17 protein-coding genes, 2 tRNA genes and 1 pseudogene are annotated in these 21,879 nt (G+C 60.6%); 12 read left to right on the top strand and 8 right to left on the bottom strand.

Annotated features, from left to right (window positions below; translation table 11 throughout):
• Positions 1–54: 54 nt before the first annotated feature.
• From ACIOAU_RS08285 to ACIOAU_RS08265, 5 genes are all read right to left on the bottom strand, one after another.
• Positions 55–1,620, bottom strand: a complete 1,566-nt coding sequence (locus ACIOAU_RS08285; protein WP_401181290.1) for an ABC transporter permease — start codon at positions 1,618–1,620, stop codon at positions 55–57.
• Entirely contained in the window at positions 1,620–2,633 is a 1,014-nt protein-coding gene (locus ACIOAU_RS08280) for an extracellular solute-binding protein (protein WP_101315923.1), read from the bottom strand. Before ACIOAU_RS08280 ends, ACIOAU_RS08285 begins: the two co-directional genes overlap by 1 nt.
• A gap of 83 nt (positions 2,634–2,716) precedes the next feature.
• On the bottom strand, positions 2,717–3,304 hold the full coding sequence (locus ACIOAU_RS08275; protein WP_191622861.1) for a hypothetical protein: 588 nt from the start codon (positions 3,302–3,304) through the stop codon (positions 2,717–2,719).
• Entirely contained in the window at positions 3,301–4,581 is a 1,281-nt protein-coding gene (locus tag ACIOAU_RS08270; protein WP_401181286.1) for an MFS transporter, read from the bottom strand. The genes ACIOAU_RS08275 and ACIOAU_RS08270 overlap by 4 nt, the downstream gene beginning before the upstream one ends.
• A 4-nt stretch (positions 4,582–4,585) precedes the next feature.
• The gene (locus ACIOAU_RS08265) at positions 4,586–5,629 is read right to left on the bottom strand and encodes a class I SAM-dependent methyltransferase (protein ID WP_150572877.1); all 1,044 of its coding nucleotides are present in this window, start codon (positions 5,627–5,629) and stop codon (positions 4,586–4,588) included.
• 220 nt (positions 5,630–5,849) lie between these two features.
• Between ACIOAU_RS08265 and ACIOAU_RS08260 the strand changes: the two genes are divergently transcribed.
• The 4 genes from ACIOAU_RS08260 (at position 5,850) to ACIOAU_RS08245 (ending at position 12,532) form a co-directional block, all read left to right on the top strand.
• Positions 5,850–6,812: a helix-turn-helix domain-containing protein gene (locus ACIOAU_RS08260; protein ID WP_401181282.1), complete on the top strand. Its 963-nt coding sequence runs from the start codon at positions 5,850–5,852 to the stop codon at positions 6,810–6,812.
• Between the two features lie 144 nt (positions 6,813–6,956).
• Positions 6,957–10,082, top strand: a complete 3,126-nt coding sequence (locus tag ACIOAU_RS08255; protein WP_401181279.1) for a TonB-dependent receptor domain-containing protein — start codon at positions 6,957–6,959, stop codon at positions 10,080–10,082.
• Positions 10,083–10,140: 58 nt separating this feature from the next.
• On the top strand, positions 10,141–10,965 hold the full coding sequence (locus tag ACIOAU_RS08250; RefSeq protein ID WP_401181277.1) for a Slam-dependent surface lipoprotein: 825 nt from the start codon (positions 10,141–10,143) through the stop codon (positions 10,963–10,965).
• 73 nt (positions 10,966–11,038) lie between these two features.
• On the top strand, positions 11,039–12,532 hold the full coding sequence (locus ACIOAU_RS08245) for a surface lipoprotein assembly modifier (RefSeq protein ID WP_401181275.1): 1,494 nt from the start codon (positions 11,039–11,041) through the stop codon (positions 12,530–12,532).
• Positions 12,533–12,621: 89 nt separating this feature from the next.
• Here ACIOAU_RS08245 and ACIOAU_RS08240 read toward each other — a convergent pair.
• Positions 12,622–12,708 (bottom strand) — tRNA-Leu (locus tag ACIOAU_RS08240).
• Positions 12,709–12,788: 80 nt separating this feature from the next.
• Positions 12,789–12,875, bottom strand: a tRNA-Leu gene (locus ACIOAU_RS08235).
• A gap of 269 nt (positions 12,876–13,144) precedes the next feature.
• On the opposite strand from ACIOAU_RS08235, the gene rnr reads away from it, so the two are divergent.
• The 8 genes and pseudogenes from rnr to ACIOAU_RS08195 form a co-directional block, all read left to right on the top strand.
• A complete protein-coding gene (gene rnr, locus ACIOAU_RS08230; RefSeq protein ID WP_150572873.1) occupies positions 13,145–15,799 on the top strand; it encodes a ribonuclease R in 2,655 nt (884 codons plus the stop codon).
• Positions 15,796–16,542 (top strand): 23S rRNA (guanosine(2251)-2'-O)-methyltransferase RlmB, encoded by a 747-nt coding sequence (rlmB, locus tag ACIOAU_RS08225; RefSeq protein ID WP_101315960.1) that lies wholly within the window; start codon positions 15,796–15,798, stop codon positions 16,540–16,542. The genes rnr and rlmB overlap by 4 nt, the downstream gene beginning before the upstream one ends.
• 258 nt (positions 16,543–16,800) lie before the next feature.
• Entirely contained in the window at positions 16,801–17,223 is a 423-nt protein-coding gene (gene rpsF, locus ACIOAU_RS08220; protein ID WP_101315962.1) for a 30S ribosomal protein S6, read from the top strand.
• Positions 17,224–17,251: 28 nt separating this feature from the next.
• Positions 17,252–17,482: a 30S ribosomal protein S18 gene (rpsR, locus tag ACIOAU_RS08215; protein ID WP_101315965.1), complete on the top strand. Its 231-nt coding sequence runs from the start codon at positions 17,252–17,254 to the stop codon at positions 17,480–17,482.
• A 33-nt stretch (positions 17,483–17,515) separates the two neighbouring features.
• Positions 17,516–18,406: a hypothetical protein gene (locus tag ACIOAU_RS08210; RefSeq protein WP_150571557.1), complete on the top strand. Its 891-nt coding sequence runs from the start codon at positions 17,516–17,518 to the stop codon at positions 18,404–18,406.
• Positions 18,407–18,426: 20 nt separating this feature from the next.
• Positions 18,427–18,873 (top strand): 50S ribosomal protein L9, encoded by a 447-nt coding sequence (gene rplI / locus ACIOAU_RS08205; RefSeq protein WP_101315969.1) that lies wholly within the window; start codon positions 18,427–18,429, stop codon positions 18,871–18,873.
• 111 nt (positions 18,874–18,984) lie between these two features.
• Positions 18,985–20,382, top strand: a complete 1,398-nt coding sequence (gene dnaB, locus ACIOAU_RS08200) for a replicative DNA helicase (RefSeq protein ID WP_101315971.1) — start codon at positions 18,985–18,987, stop codon at positions 20,380–20,382.
• A 370-nt stretch (positions 20,383–20,752) separates the two neighbouring features.
• A pseudogene (locus tag ACIOAU_RS08195) lies at positions 20,753–20,916 on the top strand (hypothetical protein); the annotation flags it as partial.
• A gap of 4 nt (positions 20,917–20,920) precedes the next feature.
• On the opposite strand, the gene ACIOAU_RS08190 reads toward ACIOAU_RS08195, so the two are convergent.
• Positions 20,921–21,847, bottom strand: a complete 927-nt coding sequence (locus ACIOAU_RS08190) for an RHS repeat-associated core domain-containing protein (RefSeq protein WP_401181268.1) — start codon at positions 21,845–21,847, stop codon at positions 20,921–20,923.
• Between the last annotated feature and the right edge of the window lie 32 nt (positions 21,848–21,879).

Genomic DNA, 21,879 nt, shown 5'->3' with positions numbered 1-21,879 from the left:
AACGGAGCGCGCAGCGGCCCCAGCAAACTCACGACAAGCGCAATTTCAGAAACCTCAGGCCCGGTTCAGGTACATCCGCGTGGTCAGCAGATACACCGGCAGGCCCGAAACCACGATCAACAGCGCGGCATAGGGCGCTGCCGCGGCGAACTCGACGTTGGCCGTGTGCGCCCACACCTCGGTGGCCAGGGTGGTCATTCCGGTCGGGCTGAGCAACAGGGTCGCGGTCAGCTCTTTCATGGCATCCAGGAACACCAGCGCAAAGGCCGCTGCCAGCGCCGGGAAGATGATCGGCAGAGTCACCCGGCAAAACGCGCTGAAGCTGCTCGCACCCAAGGTCCGGGCCGCCTCTTCAAGCGTCGGCGAGGCCTTGTTCAGCGCCGTGCGCACCGGCGCCTGGGCCAGAGGCAGGAACAGCAAGGCATACGCCAGCAGCAACAACGCCGTGGTCTGGTACAGCGCCGGCACGTAGTGCAGGGCAAAGAACACCAGCGTCAGGGCAATCACCAGGCCCGGCAGGGCATGCAGCAGGTACGGTAGGCGCTCGGCCCAGATCGCCAGGCGGCCCTTGTAGCGCACCACCAGGAAACTGATCGGCAGTGCCAGCACGACGCAGAACCCGGCGCCGCCCAGCGACACCGACAGCGAGGTGAACAGCGCCTGGCTGATCTCGCCCACAGGAAACGCTGCCGACGAGCCGACACTCAGCCAGTAGCCGAGCATCGCCAGTGGAATACCACTACCGAGCACCGCCAACGCCAGGCAGAACAACTGGCCGACAGCCGTGAAGCTGCCCAGCTTGATCGGCTGCGCCCGCCGCGCCACACCCTGGCCAATGCGCACATGGCGCGCCTTGCCGCGCACGCGCAGCTCCAGCGTGAGCATGATCAGGCACAGCGCCAGCAGCACTGCCGAGAGCATCGCCGCGTTGGCGTTGCTGAACTCCAGTTCGAACTGCTGATAGATCGCCGTGGTGAAGGTCTGCAGGCCAAGAATCGACAGGGCACCGAACTCGACCAGCATGTGCAGCGCGATCAGCAAGGCGCCACCGAGCATCGCCGGCCACAGCAGCGGCAGGGTGACCTTGCGATACACCCCCCAGCGGCTGCAGCCGAGGGTCCTCGCCGACTCTTCCAGCGAGCTGTCGACATTGCGCAAGGTCGCCGCAACCGGCAAGAAGATCAGTGGGTACTTGGACAGTGCCATGATCATGATTGCCCCGCCCAGGCCCTCGAAGTCCGAGCTCAGCGATACCCAGGTAAAGCTGCTGACAAACGACGGCACGGCAAACGGCAGGCACAGCACCACGCCCCACATGCGCCGCCCTGGCAGGTCACTGCGCTCCAGCAGCCAGGCCAGGGTCAGGCCGAGCACCATGCAAACGGCGGTGACTCCAACCATCAGCAGCAGGGTATTGCGCAGCAAGCCCCAGACGAACGGCCGCCAAAGCAGATGCAATGCCTCCTGCCAGCCGGCTTCCCAGGCTTTCATGGCGACGTACAGCAACGGCAGCAAGCTCATCGCCACCAGAAACAAGACCGGCAGCAGCACCCAGATCGATGGGCGCTTGCGGCGAGGCACGAAACGCGCCTGGGCCGCTTGGGGCAGGGCGGCAGTCATCAGAGCAGACCGACCTCACGTTCCAGCTCCAGCGCTTCCTCGGCATTGCCCAGGTCGGCGGGGGTGATCTGCGGCGGGCGCAGCTCTTCGAACGGCTTCAGGCCGCGGTCCGAGACCATGCCTTTGTGCAGCGGGTATTCGGCGGTGGTCTGGGTGATCACGCGCTGGCCTTCTTCGCTGGCCATCCAGTTCAGCAGTGCCTGGGCTTCCTTGGGATGCTTGCTGGCTTTCACCGCGGCAGCGCCCGAAATGGTCACCAGGCCGCCGGCATCGCCATCGGCCAGGTAGTACAGCTTGGAGTCGAGCTTGCCGCGCTCGCGCTCAAGCGCGTACCAGTAGTAGTTGTTGACCAGCACCGCGGCGACTTCGCCTTTTTCCACGGCCTTCAACGCGACCATGTTGTTGGTGTAGGTCTTGCCGAACGCCTTGAGGCCGGTCAGCCATTCTTCGGCCGCTTCACGGCCGTGCATTTTCAGGATGGCGACCGCCTGCTCCTGGAACGCGCCGCTGGTGGGCACGAAGCCGACGCGACCGTCCCACTCAGGGTCAGCGAAGTCCATGACCGATTGCGGCAGGTCTTTCTCGTCGATTTTCTTCGGGTTGAACACCACCACGCGGGTGCGCGCAGTCACGCCCATCCAGGTGCCGTTGCTGGCCACGTATTCCTTGGGCAGCATGTTCAGGGTGGCGTCGTCGATCTTGGCCAGCAGGCCGAGCTCGCCGAGGTTGTTCAGCGGTGGCGACTCTTCGGTATAGATGACATCGGCGGGCGAGCGGTCGCCTTCTTCGATGATCTGGCTGGCAAGCTGGTTGCTGCTGCCCTTGCGGATATTGATATGGATGCCGGTCTTGGCCTCGTAGGCCTTGGCGATGGCTTCGCCGATTTCCTTGTGCTGACCGTTGTACAGGGTCAGGCTGACCGGCGCGTCTGCCATGGCGGCCGGTGCGCCAATCACCAGGCTCAGAACAGCGGCGGCCAGGGTGCGCATCAGCGGTTGCGGACGGATCGTCATGCGGGTACTTCCTCGCTTACGGCTACATATTTGGAAACAATGGTAAACGAAATCGTTTCTCATGTGGCCGAGTGACGAGAAATTCATTCATTCGATTGCAGTGTCGTGCGGGCCAGCAGGCGGTTGAAGTAGGCGTGTTCAAGGTGATCGACAAACAGCCGCAACAGATCAGCCCGGCGCAGCGCCTGGTCGGCGTGTGGCACCCTCAGCAGGCGGTTGCCGCCAAGCCGGTTGAGCCAGTGGCCAAGATCGTCTGCGTTACACAGCAGCAGCGCAGAGCTTGGCGAACGTTTGGCTTGGGGCTGGGCTGCGAGCAGTTCGAGCAACGGGTCGCTGGCTGGTTGCGGCGCCAGCTGGCGCGTATCGAACAGCACATAATCGCTGTCGCTGGCATGCTCGCTGTGCAGGGCCGAGCGTGCCGCCTCGGCATTGCCGAATACCTGCAGATCCAGATACAAGCCATGGCTCTCGGCATGCTCGCGAACGTACGCCTGAGCCTGCTCGGCGACCTGGCGGTACAGGCACTGTGGGTCGTTGTCCGGCCATGACTGGCTGGCGGCGGGAGTCTCGTGGCCTAGCCAGTGGTTGAGCCGATCCAGCACAGCTTGCACATCGTCGCGCAGCGCGCTGTCGCCGCTGACCAGGCAGATGCCGACGGTTTGCTGCTTCATGCTTTGCCCTCGCTGATGCCGCGAGCCAGGCCCGCTGCGGTGTGACGCTCGCTCGCCAGCACAGCGGCGGTGCTGCCGGCGATGCTGTGACGCACCCGCCAGGCCAGCAGCAGCGCCACCAGCAGACCTGCGCTGAGGCAGGCCAGCATGCCGTGCTGGCCCAGCCGATCAAGCAGCAGCCCGGCGGCAACCGGCACAGCCAGACGGCTGATGACAAATAGGCTGGACTGCAGGCCGTAGTCGCTGGCGGTGTTGCCGCGACGGCTGAAGCACAGGGTCAGGCCGAACATCAGCGCGGACACCGCGCCCATGCTTGCCGCGAGCAGCAGCACGCTGGCGGTCAGCCAGGCAGGCCCCAGTCGCAGCCATACGCTGACGGTCAACAGCAGCAGCGCCAGCAGGGCGGCGAGCAGGTAGCACAGGATCGCCCGGGCCGGGCCAAGCACCGGTATCAGCCGGCCAAACAGCAGGCTCGATATGGCGCCCGTGGCGCCGCCGGCGATGCCCACCAGCCAGGCTACCTGTTCCATGGCCATGCCCTGATCAAGCATCAACGGCTTGAGGTACAGCCAGGCGGCGCCGATGAACGGGAACGCGCTGAGCAACACCCAGCTCCATTGGCGTGCACCGGGCTGAGCGAAGAAACTCATCCACTCGGCGACCAGGCCAGGTGGCTCGACAGGTTCGCTGGTAGCCGCCTGTGCCCGTTTGCGCAAGACCAGCAATGGCAGCAGGCCCAGCACCAACGCAGCGGCCATCAACAGAAACGGCGCCTGCCAGCCCAGCCGGGACTGAACCAGCAACATCGCGCCACCACCTACGATCGCTCCGATGAACAATGCCGCCGAGCGAATGCTGCCGGCGCGCAGCTGTTCGCTACGTGGCAGCCACTGCACGGCCAGGGCGTTCAGCGGGATGTCCATCCAGGTGGCGATGATGCTGATGGCGAAGGTCATGGTGAACAGCGCCAGACGCTGTTCGATCAGGTCATGCCGACCAATCAGCCAATACAGGGCCAGCAGCAGGGCGCCGAGCAACAGCATCCAGTGCACCAAATGTCCGTTGCCCAGGCGCATCCGCTGTACCGGTACGGCGAGCAGGAACTTGAACACTGCCGGCAGCCCAGCCAGTTGAAACAGGCCGATCTCGGTGCCACTCCAGCCGTACTGGCGCATTACCAGCGGCATGCCGAACATCAGGTAGATGCTGGGCACCGCCAATGCCAGGTTGAGCCAGCCAAACAGCAGTTGCAGGCCGGCGATTCGAGTGCGATTCATCACGTTATCCCTGAGGTCTGCGAGCGATGACGGCGTTCACCGGGGTGACCGGAAAACGCAGCCCGTTGAGTTGCTGTACCGCGCTGAAGCCTGCGCCCTGAAGCAGGTGCGCCATTTCACCCTCGGCCAGTACGTGGCGCCCTTGCAGGCGCATGTGCAGGTAGTACGGCAGGACCTGCGCTGCCGCAGCGCGCTCGCTGGGCACCTCGGCCTGGCAGCACACCAGCAGCCCGCCGGGGCGCAGGGCGGCGTGCAGGCGGCGCAACATGGCGGGCAGGTTGTGGACAAAGTGCAGCACCGACGAGCACCAGATCAGGTCGAAGCCGCTGCCGATGTCGTCGTCGTTGAGGTCGCCGCCAAGCGCCTGCAAACGCTCGCCAAGCCCGGCGCGCTGGATGTTGTCGTCCGCCACGGCGGCCGCCTCGGGGTACTCGAAGACCACTCCGGTCAGGTTCGGCAAGCGTTCGGCGAGTGCGATGGCGACCAGCCCCGGCCCCCCGCCGAGGTCGAGCACACGTTCCAACTGGGCGCATTCGGGCAGGCGCTCGATCAGCGCGCAGGCCAACTCGGTGGTGACTGCGCGTTGCTCCTGAGCGATCTGCAGGCGAGCGGCGTTGGCCCAACTGCGAGCGATCGCCTGTGGGCTGGCGGACGGCGTCGCCATACCGTTGCGCAGGTAGTCGCCGAGCTGGCTGCCGGTCTGGCGCAGTACCTGATGGCGGAACAGCAGGGCATCGCCGCAGTAGTCGTCGGCCTCGGCCCGCAGGTGGCGTTCGGCGGTGGGCAGGTTGCGATACAGCGCAGGCTGCTGCTCGTTGCGCTCGAGCAGGCCCTGGCACCACAGCAGCTCCAGCAGATAACTGGTGGCTTGCTGGTCCAGTGCCAGCGCCTCTGCCGTGTGCCGGGCACTGGTGAACTGGCGCAACTGATCGAACACGCCGTACTCAAGGGCTACCCGCAGGGCATCGGCGCCAAGGCCGCCCAGTTGCAGGTCCCAGCAGGCCTGGAGGGGGTGACTGCTACGCAGGTCCTGGTAGTTGCAAGTCATCGGTCACCCGCTGGCTTGCTCAGGTGTACGCGGCAGCAGTGTGGCTTCGCAGATTGAGGCACGGTAACTCCCTGTAGTGGCCGCTTGTATGAAACGAAACAAGGCATGGCCGAAGCACTGATAAAGGTGATATATATTAAATGAGAATCATTCAGTATAAGTATGCGAGTCGGAGCCGTTCCTATGCGACGCGAGCTCGCGGACCTTCAGGGAAGTCAGCATGAGCACATTGAAAGGGAGTTGCCGTCTCGGTCTGGATCAAGCGCGCGAGCGCAGCGTGTTGGCTGATGGGCGCCTGCGCATGCAGCTGAGCGAGGACCTTGGCCAGTGCCACTCCGAGCTGTTGCAGTTGGAGCGGGGCCTGTCACTGGGGCGCTTGCATTACCACCCGCTGCGCCCCTTGATCGAAGAGACCTGCGGCCCGCATGACGGCCATGTGATGGTGGTGACGATTGGCTTGCAGGGTAAATCGGGGTTCACTGGCAAGGATGGCAACCACCTCGCTTTCGAGGCTGGCCACACCACCATCACGGCGTTCAAGGCGACCCCCGGCGAGCGCCGCTATCAGGCCAATCAAACCGCCTCGCAGCTGCGCCTGGTGATCGATGAGCAGACCCTGCGCAAGTACGTCGGCGAGGAGCGGGCGGCGCAGGTGCTGGGTACCGGGCATCTGCATCGCCTCGACTTTCGCCCAAGCTCGCAAGCCGCGCAGGCGCATGCCGCGGCGTTGGTGCGCTACCTGCAGCCAGGCCTGCTGAACCCGGCCAACCGCCTTGATCTGCACATCCATACGCTGAGTCTGTTGGCCGAACAGTTCAATCTGCTGGCGCCGCAGGACAGCATCAGCTCGGCGCTGAGCAGCAGCGACGTCGAGCGCATCGAGCGTGCGCGCAACCTGCTCTGCGAGCAGTTGCATCAGCCTCTGACGGTCGAGTACTTGGCCACGGCGGTGGGGATGAACGAGCACAAGCTCAAGGAGGGTTTTCGTCACCTGTTCGACTCGACCCCGGCGCGCATGCTCCTGGACATGCGCATGCGCAAGGCGATGACCCTGCTCGAGTCCGGCCAGCAAGTGGCCCAGGCCGCCTGGCAGGTGGGCTACAAATATCCGAACAATTTCACCGTGGCTTTTACCCGCTACTTCGGCCGGGCGCCGAAGTCGATTTTCGGCAAGAAGCGCTAGCGACGTGGTCGGGCTGTGCGCATAGGTTTTTGTTGTTTTCGCATATCAATCTAAACGAGATTCATTTGCATTTATCGTTAGTATCACTGCGCCGCGAGTCAGCGGCCATGAAACTGCCATGTCACGATAAATACAGGTCTCGCCATGTCTTTGCTCACCCCACCGCCATCGCCAATGCGCCTCAAGCCATTGGCGTGGTCGATCCTGCTGACACTGTCCAGCCCCGCAGCGCTGGGCGAGGAAAACGCCCCAGGAGCTCAGGCGCCCTCGCCGAATATGGGCGCCATCGAGATCGAGCTGCCGGCAGGTTTCGAGGATGAGCTGAGCAGGCCAGGTACTTCGCAGCAGGGGCTGCAGGTGCTGGAGGCGTTGGAGGTCAAGGGTGAATGGGAGGACCAGACCGAGAAGGGCGAGAACGACGTTTACCGCAAGGACGTCTCCAACGTTTATGTCGGCAAGGAAGACATCGAGCGCTACAAGGGCACCAGTGTTGGTGACCTGTTCAAGGGCTTGAATGGCGTCTATAGCGGCGAGTCACGCAACAGCGGCGCGCTTGATCCGAACATTCGCGGCATCCAGGGCGAAGGTCGGATTCCGGTCACCGTGGATGGTACCGAGCAATCGACCTCGGTGTGGCTGGGCTCGGCAGGGGTCTCCAACCGCAACTACGTCGATCCGAACATGATCGGCGGCATCTCGGTGGAGAAAGGGCCATCGCTGACCGCTGGGGTCAAGAGTGGCATCGGTGGCTCGGTGGAGATCCGCACGCTGGACGCCGAGGATATCGTCCGGCCAGGCGAGACCTACGGGCTCGAGCTCAAGAGCGAAACCGCAAGCAATTCGGTAGCGCCCAATGAAGACGGCATGCGCAGCTTCGGCCGCGACTACCGCGATATCGAAGGCGCGTATACCGGCGGCACTTCCGTTTATTTCGCCAATGGCGGCGGTACCCGTTACACCCCGCATACCGACTCCCGGTCGGATGACTTCGACTTCGAGGACAATGCCTACCGCATTGCCGCCGCGACCCGCCAGGACAATTTCGACCTGCTTGGCGCTTACAGCTATCGCAAAAAGGGGAACTATTTCAGCGGCAAGAAGGGCAGCAAGCGTTACGAATCCGAAAGCGGTTATGAGGGCGTTACAGCGGAGAATGCGCCGGTAGTGGGCGACACCTCCGCCAACTACCTGGCCAGCTTCTACAACCCGGGTGGCGAGGTAGCGGGCACGTCCAACGAGATGCGCACCACGCTGCTCAAGGGCACGCTGTACTTGCCTGATGAGCAGCGCATCAAACTCTCTTACATGCACAGCGATCTCGAGTTTGGCGAAACCATCCCTTACATGATCAACGAGGTCATCAAGCAGGTCCCCAGTGGCAGCAATTTTGGGTTTCAGCTGCCGTACAGTGAAGTCAAGCAAGACACGTTTTCAATCAATTACAGCTGGAGCCCTGAAGATAATCGCTGGGTCGACCTCCAGGCTGGTTTCTGGCTGACCAAGAGTGACTCCAAGCGCTACCAGAATGGCGAGCAGATATATGCCATCAATGGTATTGACGGTAGGGGCGATGCCGCCTGGGACAACTATGTGCAGTGTCGCTACAGCCTGTTCGGCTGCAATGGCGATAGCGCCATGCCGGACAAGTTAGCCAACACCGACGGGCGCTTCAACTTGTTCTCGCGCGCGCTGCAAGTGACCCAGCACGACCGTTGGGGGGTGACACTGGGTAATAAAATGCAATTGACAGACAGTTGGATGCTGACGCTGTCCGGGGACTTCAGCAAAGAAAAACTGGAGCAGGGCAACAATCTCGATCAAGAGAGTGGTGGTGTGGTTGCCTACGCCATCAACTACTTGGGGCCGCGCGGCGGCAGGCGGGAGCAGTATAACTTTAGTTTTAATAACGAGTGGGCTGCAACGCCGTGGTTGACGTTTACGGCGGGGGCGCGTTACAGCGATTACAACTCGTTCGATACGACGCTGGATGAGAATCGCAAAGGGCAAGTTGAAGGTTGGGGTGTTAACAGTTATCAGACCATCCGTGACTTTGGATATGTCAAGCTGCTCAGCGACGAAGAGGCCAAAAATTATGAAGCCTCGGTGAGGGACATGGTGGAGAGTTGGGGGTTGGACAACCCAGCTGAAATTGAGGAAGCTGTTGCCGGCGAACTGGCGAATGCTACTGTAGATGGAGTTTATTACGGTCCCGTCGAGGTGGCGCAGGTTCCGCTCAAAGGCACGCGGTTGGACAGCAGTGCAAATCCATTCACCAACGGCACCATTAACTTTAGTGAACAGGTAGCCAACGCTCAAGGCAGTGGCCGCACGGTTGCCCGTTATTTGAAAGCACCCTCAAGTGGTGGGGTATACCAGCAGATACCCGAGGATGAGCGTTGGGCCAAGCCGAAGAAACGCAGAGACAGCGCTTGGGCGCCGATGGCAGGGGTGACCCTCAAGCTGAGTGACAGTGCCAGGGTGTACGCGCGGTATGTCGAGTTCATTCGCTTTCCCACAATCTACGAAGACACTCAAGCGTTCTCGGGTAGCCGTTCAAGCATCACATCCAATCAGCCGAGTCCAGAACATGCGTATAACTGGGAAGTCGGTTACGTTCAGGACCTGCTAGGGTTTGTACCCGAGTGGAGGAACGCGGATTTTCGCATCAATTATTACAAGAGTGACATCAAGGATTATATCGACAGGGATTTTTCCTACAATATTATCCAGTACGAAAAAAAGCTGCTGTCAGGCATCGAGTTGCAAACACGCTTTGATACCGGCAAGTATTTCAGCAGTTTTGGTGCCAGCTATCGACTGGATCAGCGCCTGTGCGACAAAGACATGGCCAGCACCGTTGATCCCTATTATGGTCGGGTCAAGGAGTGTGTAACCGGTGGCTTCCCGACGACGTTCTCCAGGACCAGCTTGCAGCCTCACTATTCTTTGAACCTGGACAGCGGCATGCGCCTGTTCGATGAGCGCCTGGAGATCGGCGCACGCATGGTCTATCACAGCAGCGCGAAGAACAAGGAAGAGGCTAAGTGGATCAAGCAGAATCTTGATATGGTCAAAGGCATCAATCAGCCTTACGAGTGGCACCCTATTTGGGTATTCGATACGTATGCGACGCTGCATATCAATAAGAATATTGATGTCGACTTCGGCGTCAACAATATAACCAATCGATATTATCTTGACCCGTTGGCGCGCACGGTCATGCCAGCGCCCGGGCGCACGCTCAAGATGGGGCTGACTGCACGTTTCTAGATTTTTTGCTGTTTTTTGTAAAACAGCGTTGTTCATAAACTATGACAAGGAGAGTGTTGTGAAAAAACTATTTGTAATGACAGCGTTGTCGTTGGTGACCTCCGGTGCATTTGCCGCTACGGTCAGCGGTGGTTCCTCTTCGACTTATGTGCAGGCAGTGCCTTCGAACTTGATGGCAGTAGGCACAGCGGGTATCGCTATGCCAACGGTAGCCGGCGCTACCGCGAACACCTCAGCCGTTGTCAGCTTCAAGGCAGGGCCTATTGCTCAAACCAATGCGCTTCTCAGCGGCTATGGCACCACCTCGGCGCTCATCACCAACCCCGGTACAGGCGTAATTACCTCGCAGACCTGGAAAAACAAGGCTGCCTACAATACCGAGGTTTATGCCTATCGCCAGATCGCAGCGCCGTCCCCCGGCTTCCCGCAATTCGGCGGTGAAGTCATCGCCAAGGTATCGGGTGCCGAGGTGTACTTCGGCGAGTGGGCGCCAGCCAAGAGCGGTGCTCAGCCGACCAACAGCACTGACCTGAACCTGTCGCATGCCAACCGTACGGTCTGGTTCGTTGGCGAAAATCCAACTACCAGCATGCCGGCCTTGGTCAATGCCAAGTACAACGTCGTGGGCATCAACCAGTACAACCCAGGTACGGCCGCCGGCGTGACCAGTGGTGTGCTGACCGCCAACTATGGCAGCGGCTCCGGCACGCTGGCGGGTAGCGTAGGATCTATCAACTTCGCGGGCACTACCATCGCAGCCAATGGGTCATTCGCTCGTTCCAATCAGATCAAAGGCCAGTTCTACGGCAACAACGCCGAGGCCCTGGCGGGTATCTACACCAGCGGCACCACCAAAGTCGCCTTCGGCGGCGCCAAGCAGTAATACCCCTGTGCAACGGAGGGGGCGCTGCGGCGCCTGCCTCCCACTTTTTGTCCCTGTCTCTGGATCGATCACCATGCTGCCGTCCATGCGGGTGCACGTCGCCCTGCTGTGTCTCTCGACCTTGTTCTCCCCCGTACTGCTGGCCGACGATGACGACACCCGTCTGCTGCTGAACAAGATTGACCGCCGCGCCGAGGCGCGGGAGCGGGCCAACCTGGGCGCACCGGACCCGGCCGAGAATGACGCATCCTTGATCACCATCGAGGGGCAGACGTACAACGTGCAGAACAGCCTCGCAGACCTCGGCCCGGCTATCTATGTGTCGATCAACCTGCAGCAGTGGAGCAAGGTGCGCCAGTTTGTCGAGCGCTACCGGCAACTGCCCGGGCACGAACAGGCATTGGTGGAAATGGCCGAAGGCCTGATCGATCGCCAGGCGCGCAGGTACAAACAGGCGATCGCTCACCTGCGCCGCGCCGATCAACTGCAGCCCGGCTTCGTCCGTGCCCGTCTGGAGCTGGCGCGTACGCTGTTCGAAGACAACCAGACCGCTGAAGCCGAAGCGTTGTTCGCTGAGGTCGCCAGTGCTGAAGTGCCCGAGGCGGTGCTCGAAGTGCTTGGTCAGTACCGCAGTGCCATCGACAGCCGGCGCGAGTGGCACGGCTCGGCATCGCTGGGGTTTGGCTACAACAGCAATATAAACCAGGGCAATGGCATGCTCACCACCACCCAGGTATGTACGATCTTCTTCGAGTGCTTTGATTACTCGCGGCAGATGCCCAAGCCGATCAAGTCAGCCAGCACGGTCTATGACATGGCTGCCGAGCGGCGCTTACAGCTGGCTGGTAACCACCACCTGCTGGTGCGCGGGCTGAGCTATGGCAACAGCTATGACAAACATAGCGAAACGCAGGAGAACCAGACCTGGTACGACGACAACACCAGCGTGCTCTACGCCGGCTACAACTTTCAGAGCGCGCTCAACGATGCGTCGCTGACGCCGTTGTTCGAAAACTACTACAGCGACCACCACACCAAGTACCAGGCCAGCGGCGTACGCGGCGAATGGAAGCACCACCTGAGCAAGCGTCTGCAGCTCAGCCTGCAGCTGCAGAACAAGCACTTTCGCTTTCAGGGTGAGCAACGCGATTATTTCGATGACTACGACGAGCGGCAGGTCGGTACTTCGCTGTCGTACATGCTCGATCCACGGACCCTGGTATTTACCGGAGTGACCTATACCCGGCGCAGCCAGGACGCTGCCAGTGCCAGCAATCGCGAGTACCTGGCCAGCCTCGGCGCCTATCACAGCTTTGATGCCGGGCTGAATCTGAGCGTCGTCGGTCTCTACCGCAAGACCCGTTACGACCAGCCCGATGCGTTTCTCGGCGGCTTGCGCAAGGATCGCCAGCAGATCTATATCGCCACGCTCAGCGTTCCGCGGCTGGCGTTCGCTGGCGTGGTACCGAGCCTGTACGCCAAACGCACGGTGACTGACAGCAGCATCGACTGGGCCTATGCCTATCGCCAGACCGAAGTGGCGCTGAAATTCGAGAAGAGTTTTTGAAGGAGGAGGGCTGCTCAGGCCGGTCATGGCGGGGCATACCAAATCGCAGGCAAGAAAAAACCCACTAGCAAGCTAGTGGGTTTTTAATTTGGTGCCCAGGAGAAGACTCGAACTTCCACGACCTTGCGGTCACTGATACCTGAAACCAGCGCGTCTACCAATTCCGCCACCTGGGCAAAGCTTTACATCTACAGCGTACTGCGATGAATCTCTTGCTGAATCACAGACAGACCTGCTATCTATGCTTCGAAATATTTGGTGCCCAGGAGAAGACTCGAACTTCCACGACCTTGCGGTCACTGATACCTGAAACCAGCGCGTCTACCAATTCCGCCACCTGGGCACACTGTCAAGATTAGAGGATGCTTTACAACATCGCTTATCTCAACTACAACGGCGGTGTCCGTCGTTGTGGTGCGCACTATACGGACGCCATTGGGGGCTGTAAAGCCCTCGTATCAAAAAAAAAGTAAAAAACTCAACACGTTGATTCTGTTGAGCTTCCCTCGCCAACAAGACTGTCAGACGGGGGCTGTCCAACGACGACATTTCCGGTTTCAATAGGCCTATGCCAAACTTCTACTCTATATATACCAAGGTGAACCCCTCCTGATGGCCGATTGGCAATCCCTCGATCCAGAGGCCGCTCGCGAAGCGGATAAATACGACAACCCTATTCCCAGCCGTGAGCTGATCCTGCAGCGCCTTGCCGATCGTGGCGAGCCAGCCGCGCGCGAGGAGCTGGCCGCAGAGTTCGGCCTGCTCGAAGAAGACCAGATCGAAGCCCTGCGCCGCCGCCTGCGCGCCATGGAACGTGACGGTCAGCTGATCTATACCCGGCGTGGCACCTATGCCCCGGTAGACAAACTGGACCTGATCTGCGGCCGCGTGTCTGGCCACCGCGATGGTTTCGGCTTCCTCATCCCGGATGATGGCAGCGCTGACCTGTTCCTCAGCCCGTCGCAGATGCGTCTGGCGTTCGACGGTGACCGTGCCCTGGCACGGGTTTCCGGTACTGACCGTCGTGGTCGCCGCGAAGGTGTGCTGGTCGAGATCATCTCCCGCGCCCATGAGAGCGTGGTTGGCCGTTACTTCGAAGAAGGCGGCATCGGCTACGTAACCCCGGACAACCCGAAGATCCAGCAGGAAGTGCTGGTCACTGCCGGGCGTAACGGTGGCGCCAAGATCGGCCAGTTCGTCGAAATCAAAATCACCCACTGGCCAACGCCGCGGTTCCAGCCGCAGGGTGATGTGGTCGAGGTGATCGGCAACTACATGGCGCCGGGCATGGAAATCGACGTTGCCCTGCGTAGCTACGACATCCCGCACGTGTGGCCGCAGGAAGTGGTCAAGGAAGCGCGCAAGTTCCGCTCCGAAGTCGAAGAAAAGGACAAGGAACGCCGCATTGACCTGCGTCACCTGCCGTTCGTCACTATCGACGGCGAAGACGCCCGTGACTTCGACGACGCCGTCTATTGCGAGCCGCAAGGCAAGCTGCGGCTGTTCTCCGGCGGCTGGCGCCTGTACGTGGCGATTGCCGACGTGTCCAGCTACGTGCGCCTGGGCTCGGCCCTGGATATCGAAGCGCAGCAACGCGGCAACTCGGTGTATTTCCCTGAGCGGGTGATCCCGATGCTGCCCGAGGAGCTGTCCAACGGCCTGTGCTCGTTGAATCCGCACGTCGATCGCCTGGCCATGGTCTGTGAAATGACCATCAACAAGTCCGGGCAGATGGTCGACTACCAGTTCTGCGAGGCGGTGATCCACTCCCATGCACGCCTGACCTACAACAAGGTCAGCAGCATGCTCGAGCACTCGCGTACCCGTGAAGGCAAGGCTCTGCGCGATGAGTACAGCGAAGTCGTGCCACACCTGAAGAACCTGCACGCCCTGTACAAGGTCCTGCTGGCGGCGCGCCATACCCGTGGCGCGATCGACTTCGAGACCCAGGAAACCCGGATCATCTTCGGTGATAACCGCAAGATCGAAGAAATTCGCCCGACCGTACGTAACGAAGCGCACAAGCTGATCGAAGAGTGCATGCTCGCGGCCAACGTTGCGACCGCTGCGTTCATGCAGAAGCACGAAGTGCCGTCGTTGTACCGTGTGCACGACGGCCCGCCACCGGAACGTCTGGAAAAACTGCGCGCCTTCCTCGGCGAGCTGGGCTTGTCGCTGCACAAGGGCAAGGAGCCTTCGCCGAAGGACTATCAGGCCCTGCTGGCGAGCATTTCCGGGCGTCCGGACTTCCACCTGATCCAGACGGTGATGCTGCGCTCGTTGAGCCAGGCGGTGTACAGCACCGACAACAATGGCCACTTTGGTCTGAACTACGAGGCGTACACCCACTTCACCTCGCCGATCCGCCGTTACCCGGACCTGCTGGTGCACCGTGCCATTCGCAGCGTGATCCGCTCCAAGATCGACACCCCGCACGTCAAGCGTGCCGGCGCCGTGGCAATCCCCAAAGCGCGCATCTACCCGTACGACGTTGCCACCCTGGAGCAGATGGGCGAGCAGTGCTCGATGACCGAGCGGCGCGCCGACGAGGCCACCCGCGACGTGGTCAACTGGCTCAAGTGCGAGTACATGAAAGACCGTGTGGGCGAAGTCTTCCCGGGCGTAATCACCGCTGTGACCGGTTTTGGTTTGTTCATCGAACTGACCGACATTTACGTCGAAGGCCTGGTCCACGTCAGCGCGCTGCCGGGCGACTACTACCACTACGACGCCGTGCATCATCGCCTGTCGGGCGAACGCACCGGTCGCAGCTTCCGCTTGGGCGACACGGTTGAAGTCAAGGTCATGCGGGTCGATCTCGACGAGCGCAAGATCGACTTCGAAATGTCCGAAGCCACCGTCAATGCGCCGGTTGGCCGCAAGCAACGTGGCGCCGCCGAGACGGCTCCGGCGGGCAAGTCCGCGCCGGCAGGCAAAGGTGCTGGCACGGGCAAGCGTGACGTGAAGCAGGACAGCAAGCGCGAGGCCACGTCGCAAGCCAAGCCAGAAGCCAAGGCCGAGCCAGCACCGCGTCGGCGCAAGAATGAAAGTTCGGATGCCTACTTCCCGAGCGATGCCGTGCAGCGCAACGCCGAAGTACGCAAGAGCCGTGAAGTGAAAAAGGCGCTGATGGGCGAAGCCCGCAATGCGCCGACGGCAAGCAAGTCCGGCAAAAGTTCGAGCAAGCCCGCCAGCGACAAGCCAAGCAAACACCGTAAAGGGCCGTCCAAGTCCGGCGCGCCACGCAAGAGCAAGAATAAGTCATGAGTCAGTTGGAAAAAATCTACGGCGTGCACGCCGTGCAGGCGCTGCTGCAGCACCATCCCAAGCGGGTCAAGCAGATCTGGTTGTCGGAAGGGCGCAGTGAGCCGCGTCTGCAAACCCTGCTGGCTCTGGCCGCAGAAAACCGCGTAGCGGTCGGCCAGGCCGAGCGTCGCGAGATGGACGCCTGGGTTGAAGGCGTGCATCAGGGCGTGGTGGCTGAAGTCAGCCCGGCGCAGGTGTGGGGCGAGTTGATGCTCGAGGAGTTGCTCGAGCGCACCGAAACCCCGCCGCTGATTCTCGTGCTCGATGGCGTTACCGACCCGCACAACCTCGGCGCGTGCCTGCGCACCGCCGATGCTGCCGGTGCCACCGCAGTGGTGGTGCCCAAGGACAAGTCGGCGACCCTGACTCCGGCTGTGCGCAAGGTTGCTTGCGGCGCTGCCGAGGTGATCCCGCTGGTCGCCGTGACCAACCTGGCGCGTACCCTGGAGAAGCTCCAGCAGCGCGGCCTGTGGGTGGTCGGCACTGCCGGCGAAGCCGACAAGGAGATCTACCAACAGGACCTGACCGGCCCGCTGGTGGTGGTCATGGGTGCTGAAGGCAAGGGCATGCGTCGTCTGACCCGTGATCATTGCGACTTCCTCGTGAAGCTGCCGATGGCTGGCAGCGTCAGCAGCCTGAACGTGTCGGTGGCTACCGGTGTGTGCCTGTTCGAAGCCGTACGTCAGCGCCAACTGAAGCGCTGATCCAGTCGTCTGCAGCGATCCCGGCGTAGCTATTTGCCCGCCGGGATCAGTCTGCACCCTGGCGATTTGGGCAGATCCCTGCCGCTGTTCAAATAATCGCCAATCACCTTGCTTGTGCGTCCCGCCTTCTCTACAATTGCGCCCCTTGCCCAGCAGGCAGGCGCGCATGTGCCTTCTGCACAAGGCAAGTCATACAGTGTCATTCACTCCTTGTCTGACCAGATTCCCTGGCAGGCTTCTAACCCGTAAGGAGCATTCATGCGTCATTACGAAATCATCTTTCTGGTCCACCCGGATCAGAGCGAGCAAGTCGGCGGCATGGTTGAGCGTTACACCAAGCTGATCGAAGAAGATGGTGGCAAAATCCACCGTCTGGAAGATTGGGGCCGTCGTCAACTGGCCTACGCAATCAACAATGTTCACAAGGCTCACTACGTGATGCTGAACGTTGAGTGCACTGGCAAGGCCCTGGCCGAGCTGGAAGACAACTTCCGTTACAACGATGCCGTGATCCGTAACCTGGTCATCCGTCGCGACGAAGCCGTTACTGGCCCGTCCGAGATGCTCAAGGCCGAAGAGAACCGCAGCGAGCGCCGTGAGCGTCGTGAACGTCCTGAAGCTGATGGCGCCGATGGCGACGACAGCAATGACAGCGACGCCAGCGATAGCGCTGACGAGTAATCCACGGACCTTTTGAGGAGCCTATTACATGGCACGTTTCTTCCGTCGTCGTAAATTCTGCCGCTTCACTGCTGAAGACGTGAAAGAGATCGACTTCAAAGATCTCAACACCCTGAAAGCTTACGTATCCGAAACCGGCAAGATCGTTCCAAGCCGTATCACCGGTACCAAAGCTCGTTATCAGCGTCAGCTGGCTACCGCTATCAAGCGCGCCCGCTTCCTGGCCCTGCTTGCCTACACCGACAGCCACGGCCGCTGAGGCCTGGCTTTCGACAAGTAGCAAGGGATAAGCATGCGAGCGTTGGCTGATTTCATCATGCGCGGTCGCGTGCAGGCCGCTGTAGTAGTGGCCGGTTGTGCGGCATTGCCGCTGTTGTTCTGGTTGTGTGCCGCCGCTGGGAGCCTGGTGTTCCTGCGGCGCGGTTTCAAGGACGCTTCCTCGGTCATCGTCTGGGGCATTTTGCCGGCGTTGGTCTGGTGGGTCTTCGGCGAGCCGCGCACCTTGATGGTGTTGCTGGGTACGCTGGGGTTGGCTGCGCTGTTGCGCGCCGGGCATTCCTGGAACCGGGTGCTGTTGTCCAGCATTGCACTGGGCCTGTTGTATGGCCTGATTCTCAGTTCGGTGTTCCGTGAACCGATTGAAGCTCTGGCGCGAGCGCTTGAAAAAGCCCTGCCGCAGATGCTCGACGGTCTCTACCAGCAGTTATCGGTAGAGGAGCAGGCACGCCTTGGGAGTCTTGTCGTACCGGTGCTCAATGGCCTGATTGCGGCTTTGCTGCAGGTTGTCAGTGTGTTGTCCCTGATGTTGGGGCGCTACTGGCAGGCCTCGTTGTACAACCCGGGAGGTTTCGGCCGCGAGTTTCAAGCGGTACGGATTCCCTTGGTGCCAACGCTGGTATTGCTGGGGTGCATGGTGTTGGGTCCGAACCTCGGTTCTGCCCTGGCGCTGCTCACGCCGCTTTGCAGCGTACCGCTCATGTTTGCCGGGCTTGCCCTGCTGCACGGGTTGGTGGCACAGAAACGTCTGGGCAGATTCTGGCTGGTCGGGTTGTACGTGACGCTGGTGCTGTTCATGCAGCTGACTTATCCGCTGCTCGTGGTCCTGGCCATTGTCGATAGCCTGGTTGATTTTCGCGGTCGCAAGTCGCCTCAGGGTGACGATTCCGCGAACGGTGAAGGTTAAAAGTTAAGAGGTTTTACCAAATGGAACTGATCCTGCTGGAAAAAGTCGCTAACCTGGGCAACCTGGGCGACAAAGTTAAAGTTAAAGCCGGTTACGGCCGTAACTTCCTGCTGCCGTTCGGCAAGGCCACTGTTGCCAATGCCGCCAACGTCGCTGCGTTCGAAGAACGTCGCGCCGAGCTTGAAAAAGCTGCAGCTGACAAGAAATCTTCGGCTGAAAGCCGTGCTGCCCAACTGGCCGAGCTGGAAGTGACTATCACTGCCACCGCTGGCGACGAAGGCAAGCTGTTCGGTTCGATCGGCACCCACGACATCGCTGATGCCCTGACTGCCTCCGGCGTTGAAGTGGCTAAAGCTGAAGTTCGTCTGCCGAACGGCACCATCCGTAACGTTGGCGAATACGACGTAGCCGTGCACCTGCACAGCGACGTTGAAGCCACCGTTCGCGTGGTTGTCGTTGCAGCCTAAGCTGTAGCACTCGGCTGGCTCCCTGTGGGCTAGCCGGTTAACATTGGGCGCGGCTCTGCTTTGCAGGCCGTGCCCTTTGTTTTTCTCATCACCCAGAATTCTATTGTGGCCATGAACGAGATCACCCATCCAGAACAGCTCGACCTGCAAACCGCCGCGCTGAAAGTGCCGCCCCATTCCATCGAGGCCGAACAGGCCGTGCTCGGTGGTCTGATGCTGGACAACGAAGCCTGGGAGCGGGTGCTGGATCAGGTCTCGGATGGCGACTTCTACCGGCATGACCACCGCCTGATCTTCCGTGCCATCCACAAGCTGGTTGATCTCAACCAGCCGTTCGACGTGGTCACCCTGCACGAACAGCTCGACCGCGAAGGCCAGTCGAGCCAGGTCGGCGGCCTGGCGTATCTGGCCGAGCTGGCCAAGAACACCCCGTCGGTTGCCAACATCAAGGCTTATGCGGCGATCATTCGTGAGCGCGCCACGCTGCGCCAGCTGATCAGCATCAGCACCGATATCGCCGACAACGCCTTCAACCCGCAAGGGCGCAACGCCGCCGAGATTCTTGACGATGCCGAGCGGCAGATCTTCCAGATCGCCGAGGCGCGGCCCAAGACCGGCGGCCCGGTCGGGGTCAACGACCTGCTGGCCAAGGCCATCGACCGCATCGACACGCTGTTCAACTCCGACAGCGACATCACCGGTATCTCCACCGGCTATACCGACCTGGACGGCAAGACCAGCGGCCTGCAGGCGGCCGACCTGATCATCGTTGCCGGCCGTCCGTCGATGGGTAAAACCACCTTCGCCATGAACCTGGTGGAAAACGCCGTGCTGCGCAGCGACAAGGCGGTGCTGGTGTTCTCCCTCGAGATGCCAGGCGAATCGCTGATCATGCGGATGCTCTCGTCGCTGGGTCGCATCGACCAGACCAAGGTGCGTTCCGGTCAGCTTGATGATGACGACTGGCCGCGGTTGACCTCGGCGGTCAACCTGCTCAACGACCGCAAGCTGTTCATCGACGATACCGCCGGCATCAGCCCTTCGGAGATGCGCGCGCGGACCCGCCGCCTGGCCCGCGAACACGGCGAGATCGGCATGATCATGGTCGACTACCTGCAGCTGATGCAGATCCCGGGCTCCAGTGGTGACAACCGTACCAACGAGATTTCGGAGATTTCCCGCTCGTTGAAAGCCCTGGCCAAGGAATTCAACTGCCCGGTCATTGCCCTGTCGCAGTTGAACCGCTCGCTGGAACAGCGCCCGAACAAGCGCCCGGTCAACTCCGACTTGCGTGAATCCGGTGCAATCGAGCAGGACGCCGACGTGATCATGTTTGTCTACCGGGATGAGGTCTATCACCCCGAGACCGAGCACAAGGGCGTCGCCGAGATCATCATCGGCAAGCAGCGTAATGGCCCGATCGGGTTTGTCCGCCTGGCGTTCATCGGCAAGTACACCCGCTTCGAAAACCTGGCGCCGGGTGCGTATAACTTCGACGACGACGAATGATTGTGTCGTTCGCTCAAAGTCGCTTGGTATGGCGCTGCCGAGCCTCTTGGTTTGAAGGAATGTAGGTCAGCTACCGATAGGTTCAAACTGCATGGATAGAGGCTGAGGCTGGCCGGCGCGTCGTTCGGAGCGCCTTTTGCCGAAGAGGCGCAAGCAAAGTCGGGTAAACGTAGCCGCTGTGCCCATAGGTTTGATCAGATGCTGATGAAAACCATTGTCCTCTTCGTGACTTCGCACGCTGATGGCGGATTCTCCCATCGTCTCTGTGCCGGATGCGCTCAGGCAAAATCCGACCATTACCGTCGGATGTGATCAAAATTTGTGCTATTTTCCGCGCCCGCGATTTCCCTGCACACCAAGAACCGGTCACTTCATAAAGCTCGGCGAGCCGAACCTGTTCTTCGGTGTCGCTGCAGGCAACATGAACTCTAACCGTCCTCACCGCGCCAGCCTGGTCTACAGCCAGCGCTGAAGGAAGCCTACAAGCACGCGTCGATTGTCCTCGGTGGCATTAAGGCGTCGGTGCGCCGGATTACAACTAGACGTAATCTTCGTCAAGGTGCCGCTGAGGATCTCGAATGCCCCCTGACCTGGTTTTCGTCGATGTCATTCCATGGAATGGCATAACACGGAGCTTCTGCACCTGATATTCGTTTCCTAGTCTCGTTTCGACCAGGGAGACTGTGGTCGCGTATCCCGAGGACTGTGCGCCGGTCATGCTACTCATGTCCTGCGTCATGGATCTACCTGTCCGGGAGTTAGGCAGGCTTGAGTCACACGATAGGAAATGGGTTTGCCGCCCGGTCATGTCGACTTTATTTGCGATCAGCCTTTTGTAAAGACTCAAGCCATCGTGGATCGCGACGTTACTACCGCCTATATAGCCCGCGCTGCCGTGAGAAGTGATATAGAGGGTTGGCAAACGGCCATCTTGACGCGGGGGTGCGGTGAATACGATAACTCCCTCAAACTCCGCAACAATGGGGCCCCTGTAAGTCTTTTTCGTGAAAACGCGACTGAGCATTGAGCTGAAGAACTCACCAAAGCGCCCGGAAGGGTCTCTGCCATTAATAGGGTCGTTGAGTACAAACGTGTAGGTATTGATACCTCCTCTCGCGAAGGGGCTCTCGCGATCAGGGCTATTGAACCGCATCAAGACAGGATTGTAAGCACGATAGCCGTTTCCAAGTAGATAGTGACGGGTTGTCGAATCTTGAAGCTCTCCCTTGAAGCCGACCGTGAGTTTTTTCTCTGGGGTTGACCCGTAGGCACTGAAAACAACGGCATCACGCTCTTGCGGTGATATGAGTGAGGTGGGGGACTCGTTTGCCTCGCTGGCAACCAGATGGCAGTCGAGCTCCTCGCATACAGCCATGATGCCTGCAGGGCTCGCAAGCAAGCGCGTCCGTCCGCCCTGCTGTAGCAACGTGCTGACTCTTCGTTGGTGGTAAAAAAATTTCTTCATTCTGCTAGCTTCGATGATGGCCTTCTCCGGCA

Origin of the sequence: Pseudomonas sp. NPDC088322 (assembly GCF_044740745.1) — a bacterium.
Classification (GTDB): Bacteria; Pseudomonadota; Gammaproteobacteria; order Pseudomonadales; family Pseudomonadaceae; genus Aquipseudomonas; species Aquipseudomonas shirazensis.
Note: the sequence above shows the minus strand (reverse complement) of the source record. Positions and strands in the feature narration are given on the sequence as shown.